The sequence below is a fragment of the Halovivax asiaticus JCM 14624 genome, from assembly GCF_000337515.1.
Taxonomy (GTDB): Archaea; Halobacteriota; Halobacteria; order Halobacteriales; family Natrialbaceae; genus Halovivax; species Halovivax asiaticus.
In genome coordinates this window covers 20,980-34,439 of the sequence record NZ_AOIQ01000019.1, presented here as the reverse complement: position 1 = coordinate 34,439, position 13,460 = coordinate 20,980, and the positions used below count along the sequence as shown (strand labels likewise).

General features: G+C 64.6%; 11 protein-coding genes. 5 read left to right on the top strand and 6 right to left on the bottom strand.

Features of this window, described 5'->3' with window-relative positions; genetic code table 11:
• Positions 1-23: 23 nt before the first annotated feature.
• The 5 genes from paaK to C479_RS12200 form a co-directional block, all read right to left on the bottom strand.
• Entirely contained in the window at positions 24-1,307 is a 1,284-nt protein-coding gene (gene paaK / locus C479_RS12220; protein ID WP_007703005.1) for a phenylacetate--CoA ligase PaaK, read from the bottom strand.
• Between the two features lie 215 nt (positions 1,308-1,522).
• Complete coding sequence (locus tag C479_RS12215) at positions 1,523-2,245, bottom strand: ABC transporter ATP-binding protein (RefSeq protein ID WP_049907282.1); 723 nt, start codon at positions 2,243-2,245, stop codon at positions 1,523-1,525.
• Positions 2,242-3,066, bottom strand: coding sequence for an ABC transporter ATP-binding protein (locus tag C479_RS12210; protein ID WP_007702999.1), 825 nt, complete (start codon positions 3,064-3,066; stop codon positions 2,242-2,244). Before C479_RS12210 ends, C479_RS12215 begins: the two co-directional genes overlap by 4 nt.
• A complete protein-coding gene (locus C479_RS12205) occupies positions 3,066-5,129 on the bottom strand; it encodes an ABC transporter permease (protein ID WP_083893865.1) in 2,064 nt (687 codons plus the stop codon). The genes C479_RS12210 and C479_RS12205 overlap by 1 nt, the downstream gene beginning before the upstream one ends.
• Before the next feature lie 12 nt (positions 5,130-5,141).
• On the bottom strand, positions 5,142-6,401 hold the full coding sequence (locus tag C479_RS12200; protein WP_083893864.1) for an ABC transporter substrate-binding protein: 1,260 nt from the start codon (positions 6,399-6,401) through the stop codon (positions 5,142-5,144).
• 200 nt (positions 6,402-6,601) lie between these two features.
• On the opposite strand from C479_RS12200, the gene C479_RS12195 reads away from it, so the two are divergent.
• Positions 6,602-7,375 carry a proteasome assembly chaperone family protein gene (locus C479_RS12195; RefSeq protein WP_007702979.1) on the top strand — a complete coding sequence of 258 codons (774 nt, stop codon included), beginning with the start codon at positions 6,602-6,604 and terminating at the stop codon, positions 7,373-7,375.
• A 114-nt stretch (positions 7,376-7,489) separates the two neighbouring features.
• Here the strand turns inward: C479_RS12195 and C479_RS12190 are convergent, their stop codons facing one another.
• Entirely contained in the window at positions 7,490-8,623 is a 1,134-nt protein-coding gene (locus tag C479_RS12190; RefSeq protein WP_007702977.1) for an SPFH domain-containing protein, read from the bottom strand.
• Positions 8,624-8,808: 185 nt separating this feature from the next.
• On the opposite strand from C479_RS12190, the gene C479_RS12185 reads away from it, so the two are divergent.
• The 4 genes from C479_RS12185 to uvrA all read left to right on the top strand — a co-directional run bounded on the left by C479_RS12185 (position 8,809) and on the right by uvrA (position 13,446).
• Positions 8,809-9,228, top strand: a complete 420-nt coding sequence (locus C479_RS12185) for a universal stress protein (protein WP_007702975.1) — start codon at positions 8,809-8,811, stop codon at positions 9,226-9,228.
• Between the two features lie 171 nt (positions 9,229-9,399).
• Entirely contained in the window at positions 9,400-9,831 is a 432-nt protein-coding gene (mntA, locus tag C479_RS12180) for a type VII toxin-antitoxin system MntA family adenylyltransferase antitoxin (protein WP_007702973.1), read from the top strand.
• The gene (hepT, locus tag C479_RS12175; RefSeq protein WP_007702970.1) at positions 9,824-10,258 is read left to right on the top strand and encodes a type VII toxin-antitoxin system HepT family RNase toxin; all 435 of its coding nucleotides are present in this window, start codon (positions 9,824-9,826) and stop codon (positions 10,256-10,258) included. The genes mntA and hepT overlap by 8 nt, the downstream gene beginning before the upstream one ends.
• Before the next feature lie 188 nt (positions 10,259-10,446).
• Complete coding sequence (uvrA, locus tag C479_RS12170) at positions 10,447-13,446, top strand: excinuclease ABC subunit UvrA (protein WP_007702968.1); 3,000 nt, start codon at positions 10,447-10,449, stop codon at positions 13,444-13,446.
• The last annotated feature ends 14 nt before the right edge of the window (positions 13,447-13,460 follow it).

Genomic DNA, 13,460 nt, shown 5'->3' with positions numbered 1-13,460 from the left:
AACGGTGAGCGCGCCGACTGCGACTACCGGTGGTCGAAGACGCGCTGGACCTTGCCGGTCTCCTGGCGCTCGATTTCGCCGTAGGGGACGACCGAGAGGTCGTCGACCGTGACGTCGAGTACCTCGTGCAGCCGACGGTCGATCAGGTCGTGGATCTCGTCGGCGCTCTTCGTCGAGTCGACGTGGCGCTCGACGGTGATCTCCATCGTATCGAGCGTCCCCTCCCGGTAGAGGTCGATACGGTAGTAGGGAGCCACGTCGTCGATCTCGATCATGAGCTCCTCGATACTGCTGGCGTAGACGTTGACACCGCGGACGATGAGCAAGTCGTCGACGCGGCCGCTGACGTTGTCCATCCGGACCGTGGTTCGGCCGCACGCACACTCGTCGTAGCTGAGGCTGGTCACGTCGCCGGTTCGGTAGCGGATGACGGGCAGGGCTTCCTTGGTTAGCGAGGTGAGCACGAGTTCGCCGCGTTCTCCTTCGGGAAGCGGTTCACCCGTGTCCGGATCGACGATTTCGGGGTAGAAGTGGTCTTCCTGAATGTGCATGCCGTCCTGGGCTTCGGCGCACTCGACGGAGACGCCGGGGCCGATGAGTTCCGAGAGGCCGTAGATGTCGATGGCGGTGACGTCCAGGGCGGCCTCGATCTCTTCGCGCATCGGGTCGGTGAACGGCTCGGCGCCGATGACGACGGTCGAGAGCGCCAGATCGCGGGGGTCGATCCCGCGCTCCTCGGCCGCCTCCGCGAGGTAGAGACAGTACGACGGCGTGCTCCCGAACGCGTCGACCTCGAGGTCCCGGAGCATATCCAGTTGGCCGGCGGTGTCACCGCCGCCGGTCGGAACGACCGACGCACCGAGTTCCTCGATGCCGTCGTGAAAGCCCAGTCCGCCGGTGAACAGGCCGTATCCGTAGGCGTTCTGGAACGTCTGGTCAGGTTCGACGCCTGCGGCGGTCAGCGAGCGGGCCATCACGTCGCGCCAGACCTGGAGGTCGTCCTCGGTGTAGGCGACGATCTTACGCTTTCCGGTCGTCCCCGACGAGGCGTGGATGCGCTGCACGTCCGCGCGATCCACGGCGAAGAGCCCGTCCGGATACTGCTCTCTGAAGTGTTCTTTCCGCGTGAACGGCAGCGCCGTGATGTCCTCGATCGACTCGATGTCGTCGGGCGAGATACCGGCGTCGTCGAGTCGTTCGCGATAGAAATCGACGTGCTCGTAGGCGTGTCGTACCGTCTCTCGCAGTCGCTCGCTCTGTACGTCGGTCAGTTCGTCTCGTGGCGTGGCTTCGATATCCTGATACATTGGTCCTCAGTTACGCAGTCTGTCTCGTTCGCTCGCCGGCCGGGCCCGGAATCGGCGTCGAGCGTCGGTCGAATAGTTGCTCGTCGATTCTGTATATTGGTACCGATACGCGAAGGGGCTGCCGCCACCGGGCGACGACGGACGATCCCTGGGAGACTGCCATCGCCGACCGGATTGGTGACACGCTCCCCGGGTCGATAGCTGGATGCAAACGGTCACAGCGACACCCCCAGATACCGGTCGAGAACGTCCTCGTCGGCCTCGAGTTCGCTGGAGCCGCCCTCCCAGACGATCTCACCCCGATCGAGCACGTAGTTACGGTCGGCCAGTTCGAGGGCGACGTGGACGTTTTGCTCGACGAGCAGGACGGTGATTCCGCGCTCGTTCAGGTCGCGCACGGCGTTCATCACGTCCTGGACGATGTAGGGGGCGAGTCCCTCCGTCGGCTCGTCGAGCAGGATGCAGTCGGCCCCGCTGACCAGCGCACGCCCGATCGTCAGCATCTGCTGTTCGCCGCCCGAGAGAGAGGCCCCGTCGTTGTCGGTCCGGTCGGCGAGATTCTCGAACGTGTCGAGCACCGCGTCGATCGAGAGGCCGTCGGCGTCGGTCGCACCGCCGTAAGCGGCGAGTTCGAGGTTCTCGCGGACTGTGAGTTCCGGGAAGATCCGCCGTTCCTCGGGGACGAGCGCGATGCCGCGTTTCGCCGTGTCGACCGCGTCGAGCCCCGTGATCGCGTCGCCGCGATACTCGATCGACCCGGCGGTCGGTTCGACGATGCCCACGATCGATCGGAGTGTCGTCGTCTTCCCGGCGCCGTTACGGCCGACCAGCGAGACGACCTCTCCCTCGCCGACGTCGAGCGAGACATCCGTGAGGATCCCCGTCTCGCCGTAGCCGGCGTCGACGTGGGAAAGCGAGAGCATCGGATCGGCGCTCATTCGACCATCCCCCCGAGGTAGGCGTCCTGAACAGCCTGGTCCGCCGCGATGGCGTCCGGCGGGCCCGACGCGATGACTTCGCCCTGATTCAACACGGTGATGCGATCGGAGAGGTCCATGACGAGTTCGATGTCGTGTTCGATGAGCAACAGCGTCTGGTCCGCGAGGACGTCCTCGATCAGGTCGATCGTCGCCTCGGTCTCCTCGATGCTCATCCCCGCGGTCGGTTCGTCGAACAGCACGACCTTCGGGTCCGTCGCGAGCACCATCCCGATCTCGAGGCGGCGTTTGCCGCCGTAGTCGAGTGCGGCCGCTTCTTCCTCATCCACGGACGCGAGATCGATACGTTCGAGCACGTCGTCGGTTCGGGCGTTGATCGGCTCGTGACGGTCGGTCGGTTTGAACAGCGACTCGAAGAAGCCGTAGTCGTCGCGATGGACCGACTGGGCCGCCAGTCGAACGTTCTCGCGGACGGTGAGTTCCTCGAAGATGTTCAGGATCTGGAACGACCGGCCGAGCCCCTGGTGGACCCGTTTCTGGGGCGAGAGATCGGTGATGTCCGTCCCGTCGAAGCGGATCGACCCCTCGCTGACCGGGAGCGCGCCCGAGAGCAGGTTGAACAGGGTGGTCTTGCCCGCCCCGTTCGGCCCGATGATGCTCCGGAACTCGCCGCGCTCGATCGAGAGGTCGACGTCGTCGACGGCGGTGAACGCGCCGAAGCGTTTCGTCAGACCGTCTGTCTGCAGGATCCGTTCGGCGCGAGACTCGGATTCGGTAGCGGCCCCGGATTCGGGCTCGGTGGATGACTCAGTACCCGCCATCAGTCATCCTCCCCCGGTCGGATATCGGCAGTCGGTTCGGGCTCCGGCTCGTTGCTCCCACGTTCGGAAACGAGCGAGGCGAGTTTCTCCGGGAGGGAGACGAGTCCTCGCGGGAGGAAGATCACGAACAGGATGAAGATCGTTCCGAGGACGAGTTGCCAGCGGTCCGTGTACTCGATGAGCGCCTCCTCGAGACCGAAGAACGCGAAGGCACCCAGGATCGGCCCGAAGAGCGTCCCCATCCCGCCGAGTAGCACCATCACGATCAGTTCGCCCGACTTCAGCCAGTGGACCGAACCTGGGGTGACGAAACCCTGTTCGAACACGAACAGCGACCCGGCCAGCGTCGCGAAGACGCCGCTGACGACGAACGCCCGGCGCTTGTACACCGTCGGGTCGTACCCGAGGAAGCGAGCGCGCTCTTCGTTCTCCCTGATCGCCACGAGGACGCTTCCGAACGGGGACTGGAGCATCCGCCTCGTGATCAGGAACGCCGCGACGAGCGCCCCGAGGGCGATGTAGAAGAACAGTTCCGTCCCCGTCAGCGAGAACGGACCGACGAAGAGTGCGATCTCGTCGAGTTCGATGCCGACGCCGCCGATCCCGTAGTACGACGAGATGCCGAACAGGCCGTCGGACCCGCCGGTGAGTTCCCAGCCGAGTGCCGCGTCGACGTCCTGTACCAGCCTGTAGAACAGTTCGGCGAACGCCAGCGTGATCATCGCGAAGTAGACGCCGTGGACCCGGATCGAGAAGTAACCCACGACCCAGGCGACGAGTGCCCCGAGGGCGAGGGCAATAGCGAGAGCGACGAAGGCGGACGCCGTGGCGTGAACGAGCACGACCGACGTGACGTACGCACCGAGCCCCCAGAACAGGACGTGCCCCAGCGACACGAGTCCGGTGTAGCCCATCACGAAGTCGAGCGAGAGGGCGAACAGGGCCCAGAGCAGGATTCGGACGAGCAGCGTGACGTAGTACGTAGAGAAGACCGAACCGGCAAGGAGCGGCAGGACGGCCAGCAACGCGACCATGGCGAGTCCGAGTTTGAACCGGGTCCCATCGGCGAGGAACCCGCCGCCGCGTCCGGTCAGTAGCTCGCCGCCGCCCTCCTCCAGTTCGGTGCCGAACAGTCCCTGTGGACGGACCATGAGAACGCCGATCATCAGGAAAAAGATCACCATTCCTGCGATCTCGGAGAAGAACACCTTGAGAATCGACTCCTCCAGCACGCCGACGAAGAGGCCGCCGATGGCGGCTCCCTTGAAGCTGCCGAGGCCGCCGAGGACGACGATCACGAACGCCGGGATGATGATGTTCCCGCCCATCCCGGGACTGACGCCCCGTTCTCCCGCGAGGATGATACCGGCGATCGCGGCGAGCGCCGCCCCCAGTCCGAAGACCAGCGAGTAGTAGTGGTCGATGTCGATACCCAGGTTCTTGATCATTTGCCGATCCTGCGAACCCGCCCTGACGATCAGGCCGAATCGGGTGTGCTCGAGCAAGGCCCAGACACAGACGGTAAGCACCCCGCCGAACGCGAGGGTGAAGAGGCTGTACGTGTTGACGGTGGTGCCGAGGATCGATATCGGTCCGGTGATCACGTCCGGCCTCGGGATCGGCGGCCGATTGGCGGTCCCCCAGATTATCTTGATCAGGTCGGTGATGACGATCACGAAGCCGAACGTGAGCAGGATGTGATACAGCGGATTTCGCCCGTAGAGGGGTTGTATCGTGAACCGCTCCATCGCCATCCCGACGAGGCCGACGAGTAGCGGCGCGATCAGCAGCGCTGCGACGAACGCGATGCCACCCCCGAAGATGGGCGTCAGGGTCCCGACCACGGCGAGTGCGAAGAACGCACCGAGTGCGTACAGCTCCCCGTGCGCGAAGTTGATGACGTGCATCACCCCGAAGATGACCGACAGCCCGGCGGCGACCAGGACGTACCCCACACCGACCGTCAATCCATTGAGGAGGCGTTCGATCCATATGGCGAGCGCGCCATCGAGAAAGGCGGGCCCGAGGCCCTCGACCAGCAAGTGAGATGTTCCAGCTACCATCGTGGATAGGCGTTACAGTTCACACCCGGTGTCCTCACAGGCTGGTGCGGCCTCCTCCCCATCGAGTTCCGTGAGCAGGTCCACGTCGGCGGCCTCCCCGCCGCCCGCCGGGGCGACGTTTTCGGCCATCCAAACCGGGTTCGTAGCCTGCTGATCGCACTCGCGGAGCGTCACGTCCCCGTAGATCGACTCGTAGGTCATCCCCGACATGGCTTCCCTGACCGCGTCCGGGTCGCGAGAGCCGGCCTCCCGGATCCCCTGGGCGACCATCATGATCGAACCGTACCCGACTCTCGAGAAGTTGTCCGGTGAGGCGTCGTACTCGGCTTCGTAGTCGGAGACGAACTGCTGGTTCGCCTCGGTTTCGATGCCAGGCACGTATCGGGTGCCACTGTAGATCCCCTGGGAGGCCTCGCCGGCGCCACCCCGGACGACGGCGAACGAGCCGGTCGTGGTCACGATCGGAATCTCCTCGTGGAGGCCGCTCCCGTGCGCCTGAATCAGGAACCGGATGAGGTGCCCGCCGGTCGCGCCGACCACGAGCGCGTCCGCGTCGGGGGCGTTGTTCGACAGCTGTGAGATGTACGCCTCGAAGTCTTCCGCCCCCTCCTCCGGCGACACGGTCAAGACGTCCTCGTAGTCGTCGGTCAGGTTCTGCATCCGACCTTCGACCTCCTCTTTCACCGATTGCCCGTAAGCGTAATCGGCGATCGAGTACATGAGTCGACCGCCCAGGTTCTCGGCGGTCCACTGCGAGAGAACTTCCGCGATCTGTGCGGTGGACGTCTCGAAGCGGAACACGTACTCGTTGCAGTTCGAGCCAGTGATCGACGTGTCCGCCGCACCTGGCGTGTATATGACTTCGTTTTCCTGCGCGATGTTGTTGCTGATCGCGAGCGCGACCGAACTCGAGATGGCGCCCGTCAGGAACTGCGCCCCGTCACGCTCGACCGCCTGGTTCGCGGCCTGGATGCCGTCCTCGGCGTTTAACTGGGTGTCGTACTCCTCGTACTCGATCTCGAAGTCGAACTCGTCGCTCGCGTTGATCTGTTCGATCGCCAGGCGCTCGCCCTGGTTTCGCTCCTCGGCCAGGTCGGCGAAGTCGCCGGTGAACGGTTCGAGAACGCCGAACTGAACCGTGTCAAAGTCCTCGTCGTTTCCGTCGTCGACCTCGCTTGGATCGCCCACGCACCCCGCCAGTGCCGAAACGCCGGCGACACCAGCTGCTTTCAGCACGGTCCGCCGCCGACGGTTTGTGATATCACGCACCATGAGATATGAGAGGAAGGAGCATATGGACCACAATAGTCTATCACCACCATATACAGGGGCTTTATATATCGAGGTGGAAATGCCGTTCCAAAAGGTAATCGCTATCCGACACGGCGAATGGAAAGGTTTCCGTCGGTTTCTGACGGCGAATCTGGCTATTGCAAAGATCCTTGACAGTCCCCGTCGAACTACCCGGTGAGATGCCCGCAGACTCTTCCACGACGTACGAGCAACTCGCCGAGTTGAGTGGCGACGAGCCGACGCTCATCGAGGGGCTCCCCGGCCACGGACTCGTCGCCTCGATCGCGGTCGACCTGCTCAACGACCAACTCGATCTCACCCACTGCGGGAACGTTACGTCCGACACGTTCCCGCCGGTTACGACGTTCGACGAGGGCCTCGTCCAGGATCTCGTCCGCGTCTACGGCTGTGGAAACCCGGCCGTGATGACACTGCAGAGCGACCTGACGATCCCCGAGAAAGCCTACGAACCGCTCAGTCGGTGTGTGATCGGGGACATCGCCGAAAATATCGGCCGCGCGATCTTCATCGCGGCGGCGCCGGCGAGTTCCGAGGAGGAACTCGGCACGGTAACCGCCATCGCCACGTCGGAGGGCGTCCGCGACGACCTGGAGGCGGCGGACATCCCGATCGCCGACGAACGGGGCGTCGTCGGCGGCGTCACGGGTTCGCTGGTCAGACAGTGCTACCAGGCGGACGTCCCCGCAGCCCTGCTCGTGGTCCGCGCGCATCCGCAACTGCCGGATCCCCGCGCCGCCAAATCCGTCGTGGAGAACGCACTGCAGCCCCTCGTCGACTTCGAGGTTGACACCAGCCCGCTCGACGAGCAGGCCGAAGAGATCCAACAGCGGATGCAACAGGTCGCCAGCCAGTTCCAGCAAGCACAACAGGCCGCCGGCGAGGGCGGTGAAGAGAGTAGCTTCCGGTCGAAGGGGTCGGGAATGTATCAGTAACGTCGACGCGTCTCAGTAACGTTTCGACTCGTACCAGTCACGTGGACGCCGACCGCTACACCGCCACGGTACGTCCGGTACCGCCGCGAGCAGCAGTCAGAATCCTGCCCGCCCTCACTCCGAATCCGACGGGTCGGGTGACACGTCCGTTCCGGCCGATTCGTCCACTCCGGCTGCGTCGTCCATCCCGATGTCCTGGCCCTCCTTGATCGCCTTGGCCTGCTCCTCCATCGCTTCGACGTCCATTTCGGCCTCCGCGTCGATCTCGCCGATCATTTCGGCGATGTCGTCGAGGCCGATCAGTTCGCGGGTCTCCTCGTCGAACTCGAGACTGTCTAGCGTGCCGTCGTCCGTGGCGACGTCGCTGCCGGTCAGGTGCTTGCCGTAGCGGCCGACGAGCGAGGACAGTTCCTGCGGGAGGACGAACGTCGTGGAGTCGCCCTGGCCGATCTCCGAGAGCGTTTCCATCCCCTTGTCGATGACCGCCCGCTCGCCCATGGACTCGGCGGATTTGGCGCGAAGGACGGTCGAAATGGCGTCACCCTGTGCTTCCAGGATCTGGCTCTGTTTTTCACCCTGCGCGCGGATGATGTCGCTCTGCTTGTCACCCTCCGCTCGCTCGACCGCGCTCCGGCGTTCACCCTGGGCCTCGAGGATCATGGCCCGGCGAGTGCGCTCCGCGGAGGTCTGTTTCTCCATCGCGCCCTTGACGTCCTTCGAGGGTGTGACCTCGCGGACCTCGACGCTCTCGACGCGAATTCCCCACTCGTCGGTGGGCTCGTCGAGTTCCTCACGAATGCGATTGTTGATCATCTCTCGGCGAGAGAGCGTGTCGTCGAGTTCCATATCGCCGAGCACCGCTCGGAGCGTCGTCTGGGCGAGGTTCGACACTGCCGGCATGTAGTCGTCGACCTCGAGGAACGCCCGCTTGGCGTCCATAACCCGGATGTAGACGACTGCGTCGGCGGTGACCGGCGAGTTGTCCCGGGTGATCGCCTCCTGATGGGGGACGTCGATGGTCTGGGTCCGCATGTCGAAGCGGTAGGTCCGCGAGACGAACGGCGGGATGATGTTGAGCCCCGGTTCGAGCAACCCGCGGTACTCGCCGAAGACGGTCAGCGCCTCCCGGTCGTAGGCGTCGACGAATCGGACGGACTGCCAGAGCGTGACGACGACTACGAGGAGCGCGAGTCCGCCGATACCGAGCAGCACCGACGAGCCAGTCGTGAGCGGAACGAGTGCGATCATCTGTCACTGTAGGCGGTCGACAGGGAAAGTGTTGTCGAGAGTTTGGTGGAACGACACGTCGATTCGGAACACGGTCGCGGAGTCGCCAGCCGGCCGGAGAGAAAAAGGAGAGGGGAAAAGGGTGAGAGGAAAAATCCACGGAACCGAGCGACATCGATTTCCCGGACGGGGACGTACCGCGGCCCATGTACGACGCGATCCTCGTCGGCATCGACGACAGCGAGCAGGCCGAGCGGGCGCTCGAACACGCCCTCTCGCTGGCCGAAACGACGGACGCGACGGTCCACGTCGTCACGGTCGTCGAATCGGCCGGCAGTCCGATGCGCTTTGGCATCGCCGAAGTCGACGACCTGAACGAGGCGGCAGAGTCGCTCGTCGACGAGGTCGTCGACGCCTACGACGGCCAGGACGTCGACATTCGCGGCGACGTGCGCAGAGGGAAACCGGCCGAGGCGCTCACCGAGTACGCCGCCGACGCCGACGCCGACCTGCTCGTCGTCGGCCAGCGCGGTGCCGACGGTGTCACGGGGGCGATCCTCGGAAGCACGGCCGATCGCCTCGCGCGGACGGCCGCGGTTCCCGTGACGATCGTGCCGGCAAACTGAGCGAGTCTGGCGTGAATTACACCCACGTGGAGTAACCACCCAGTTCCACCCCACCGAGAGCAGCGCTCCGAGCCGATTCGAGAGGCGACCATCGCGGATCACTCCCGCGCTTACTGGCGCGGGTACCCAGTTGGCGGTATTCTTTTGAGCCAATACCGCTAATAGAGACGTATGGACCCGGACGACGAATGGGGACGGCTTCGATCTGCCCTCTCGAACACTCTCAGCGACGATCCAGAGATTGATTTCGCTGTCGTGTTCGGCTCTCGCGTGTCGGGCACCGCCCGATCGTCGTCTGATATCGACCTCGCCGTCAAGTTTTCCGACGACCTCTCCTCCACGGAACAGTTTCGCAAGCGATGTTTCCTCTCGGGGGACCTGCAGCGAGACGACGCCCCGTTCGTCGACGTGTCCGATATCGAGTCGCTCCCTCCCGACGTGGCTCACGAGGCAGTCAACGGAGAGTTTCTCTGCGGCGACGAACGGACGTTCGATACGTTCCGAGAGCGCGTCGAAGCCCGTTTCGAAGCGCAGCGTGACGAGCGCCGTCAGCACCAGCGTGACGTGATCGATCGCATTGCCGAACGTGGGCTTCATGGCTGACGAACGCGTCGTCTCGGTGAAGCTCGAACAGATCGAGCAGTACTACGGAGAGTTGCGTGAGAAACAACGATCGTTGTCGCGTGAGACGTACGTAGAGAGTACGACCGAGCGACGGGCAGTCGAACGAATGTTCGAAAACGCCATTCAGGCGTGTGCGGATCTGGCCAAGCACGTCGCGACACGGGACTTCGGTTGGGACGGAAGTTCTTCGAAGGAGGCGATCACCGTGTTAGCGAACGAAGCGGTTATCGAGGAAGCGACGGCGGATACGCTCGTTTCGGCAATCGGATTCAGAAACGTCCTGGCCCACGAATATGGTAGAGTAGACACCGGCGAGGTATTCGACACCCTCCAGACCGGACTCGAGGTTTACACTTCATACAGTCAGGAAGTGGCCAGATGGTACCAAACGGACCGAGACGATTGATGGCCCATTTTCGGTACCCGACAGTATCCGACTGATCGGTGATGACAGCAACCGCTCCGACGGACACGACCCTCGATCGTGGCCACGTCTCTCGGCCGATTGGTCGGCTGAGGGTCCCCATCCACTTTCACTCCGGTACCGTTCCGAACCGACAGTCCTTACCTCCTCGGGGCGCTGTCGACTGGTAGATGACCGCCGAGCACATCGAGGTCCGCGGTGCCGAAGAGCACAACCTGAAAGACCTCGACGTCTCGATCCCCCGGGAGTCGCTGACCGTCGTCACCGGCCTCTCGGGTTCGGGCAAGTCCTCGCTCGCCTTCGAGACGATCTACGCCGAAGGCCAGCGACGCTACATCGAGAGTCTCTCCGCGTACGCCCGGAACTTCCTGGGCCAGATGGACAAACCCCAGGTCGAGACCGTCGAGGGCCTCTCGCCCGCGATTTCGATCGACCAGAAGAACGCCGCGAACAACCCCCGCTCGACCGTGGGGACCGTCACGGAACTGCACGACTACCTTCGCCTCCTCTACGCCCGTGTAGGGACGCCACACTGTCCCGACTGCGGCCGCGAAGTCGGCGAGCAGTCGGCCCAGAACATGGTCGAGCGTATCTTCGAGCTGCCCGAGGGCACCCGCCTCAAACTCGCCGCGCCCGTCGTCCGCGACCAGAAGGGCGCGTTCGAAGATCTCTTCGACGAACTCGTCTCGGATGGGTACGCCCGCGTCGAGGTCGACGGCGAGGAACACGACCTCACGCTCGACCGTCCCGACCTGGACGAGAACTACGACCACACGATCGACGTGATCGTGGATCGGGTGAAGGTCGGTCCCGAAGACCGGCCGCGGATCGTCGACAGCGTCGAGACGGCCTTAGACGAGGCCGACGGCGTCCTGAAACTGATTCTGCCCGATCCACCCGAGGCCGCCGCCGACGATCTCGGCGAGGAAGCTCGACGGACCGGCGATCTGGGGGCGGTGACCGACGACGAGGCCGGCGACGACGCCGACGCGACCGACGCCCAGGACCGGCTTGTCGTCGAGTTCTCGCAGGAACTGGCCTGTACCCACTGCGGGATCGACATCCCGGAGATCGAGACGCGAAGCTTCTCCTTCAACTCGCCCCACGGCGCCTGCCCGGAGTGTGAGGGCCTCGGCGAGACCAAGGAGATCGACGAGGACCTCGTCATCCAGGACGCCTCGAAACCACTGAAACACGTCTTCGAACCCTGGAGCTACTCCCGGTCGTACTACCAGACGCGACTCGACGCCGTCGCCGAACACTTCGACGTCTCGCTGTCGACGCCGTTCGAGGACCTGGATTCGGACGTGCAGGACGCCTTCCTCTACGGGACGAGCGAGCAGGTGCTCTTCGAGCGCTCGACGCGAAGCGGCAGCCGCCGCAAGCGCCAGCGGTTCGAGGGCGTCATCCCCAACCTGGAACGGCGCTACGTCGAGACGGACTCGGACTCGACCCGCGAGCACATCGAGGACTTCATGTCCGCGACCGCCTGCCCCGCCTGCGACGGCACCCGCCTGAAGCCCGCCTCGCGGGCCGTGCTGGTCGACGACACCTCGATCACCGCGATCAACGCGATGAGCATCGGCGACGCGCTCGCCCACTTCGAGTCGATGGAGGCCGACCTCACCGAGCGCGAGCGGACGATCGCCGAGGAGATCCTGAAGGAGATCCGTGCGCGGCTCGGCTTCATGGTCGAAGTCGGGCTGGAGTACCTCACGCTCGACCGCGAGGCGTCGACGCTCTCGGGCGGCGAGAGTCAGCGCATCCGCCTGGCGACCCAGATCGGCGCCGGCCTCGTCGGCGTGCTGTACGTCCTCGACGAGCCGTCGATCGGGCTCCACCAGCGCGACAACGACCGCCTGCTGAACACCCTGGCAGAGCTGCGCGACCTCGGCAACACCCTCATCGTCGTCGAGCACGACGAGGAGACGATGCGCCGGGCGGACACCATCGTCGACATGGGCCCCGGCCCCGGCAAGCGCGGCGGCGAGGTCGTCGTCAACGGCCCCCTCGAGGAGGTCAAAGCCTGCGAAAAGTCGATCACCGGCGACTACCTCTCCGGGCGCAGACAGATTCCCGTTCCCCAGGAACGCCGCGAGGCCGACGGACACCTCACGATCGAAGGCGCCCGCCAGCACAACCTGCACGACCTGGACGTCGAGCTACCCTTCGGCTGTTTCACCGCGATCACCGGCGTCTCCGGTTCGGGCAAGTCGACGCTGATGCACGACATCCTCTACAAGGGACTGGCCCGGGAGATGAACAACAATTTGAGCGTCGTCCCCGGCGAGCACGACGCGATCGACGGCATCGACGAGATCGAGACGGTCCGCCTGATTGATCAGTCGCCGATCGGCCGCACGCCCCGTTCCAACCCGGCGACCTACACGAACGTCTTCGATCACGTCCGCGAGCTGTTCGCCCAGACCTCGCTCTCGAAGCAACGGGGCTACGAAGTCGGGCGCTTCTCGTTCAACGTCAAAGGCGGGCGCTGTGAGGAGTGCGGCGGCCAGGGGACGGTCAAGATCGAGATGAACTTCCTCTCGGACGTCTACGTGCCCTGCGAGGCCTGCGGCGGCGAGCGCTACAACGACGCGACGCTCGACGTTACCTACAAGGGCAAGACCATCTCGGACGTCCTCGACATGAGCGTCGAAGAGGCCTACGACTTCTTCGAGTCCTCGGGTCAGATCCGTCGGCGCCTCCAGCTCCTGAAGGACGTCGGCCTCGGCTACATGCGCCTCGGCCAGCCCTCGACGACACTCTCGGGCGGCGAAGCCCAGCGCATCAAACTGGCCGAGGAACTCGGGAAGAAAGATAGCGGCAACACGCTCTACCTGCTCGACGAGCCCACGACGGGCTTGCACTCCGAAGACGAGCGCAAACTGATCGACGTGCTGCACCGCCTGACCGACAACGACAACACCGTCGTCGTCATCGAACACGAACTCGACCTCGTGAAAAACGCCGACCACATCGTCGACCTCGGCCCCGAGGGCGGCGAGAACGGCGGGAAACTCGTCGCGACTGGCACGCCGGAAGACGTCGCTCGTACGGAGGAATCCTACACCGGCCAGTACCTGCGCGACCTCCTCCCCGACGTCGACCTGGATGGCCCGCGCGGCCAGCGCGTCGAACCGGTCACGGCGCCCGCGACGGACGACGACTGACGGGCGCCGGTCCA

Excerpts from the sequence above, each read along its gene's own strand:
- C479_RS12210 (WP_007702999.1), bottom strand. The coding sequence starts at position 3,066 with ATGGCGGGTACTGAGTCATCCACCGAGCCCGAATCCGGGGCCGCTACC.
- C479_RS12215 (WP_049907282.1), bottom strand. The coding sequence starts at position 2,245 with ATGAGCGCCGATCCGATGCTCTCGCTTTCCCACGTCGACGCCGGCTAC.
- C479_RS12205 (WP_083893865.1), bottom strand. The coding sequence starts at position 5,129 with ATGGTAGCTGGAACATCTCACTTGCTGGTCGAGGGCCTCGGGCCCGCC.
- mntA (WP_007702973.1), top strand. The coding sequence starts at position 9,400 with ATGGACCCGGACGACGAATGGGGACGGCTTCGATCTGCCCTCTCGAAC.
- C479_RS12185 (WP_007702975.1), top strand. The coding sequence starts at position 8,809 with ATGTACGACGCGATCCTCGTCGGCATCGACGACAGCGAGCAGGCCGAG.
- C479_RS12200 (WP_083893864.1), bottom strand. The coding sequence starts at position 6,401 with ATGGTGCGTGATATCACAAACCGTCGGCGGCGGACCGTGCTGAAAGCA.
- hepT (WP_007702970.1), top strand. The coding sequence starts at position 9,824 with ATGGCTGACGAACGCGTCGTCTCGGTGAAGCTCGAACAGATCGAGCAG.
- C479_RS12195 (WP_007702979.1), top strand. The coding sequence starts at position 6,602 with ATGCCCGCAGACTCTTCCACGACGTACGAGCAACTCGCCGAGTTGAGT.
- paaK (WP_007703005.1), bottom strand. The coding sequence starts at position 1,307 with ATGTATCAGGATATCGAAGCCACGCCACGAGACGAACTGACCGACGTA.
- uvrA (WP_007702968.1), top strand. The coding sequence starts at position 10,447 with ATGACCGCCGAGCACATCGAGGTCCGCGGTGCCGAAGAGCACAACCTG.
- C479_RS12190 (WP_007702977.1), bottom strand. The coding sequence starts at position 8,623 with ATGATCGCACTCGTTCCGCTCACGACTGGCTCGTCGGTGCTGCTCGGT.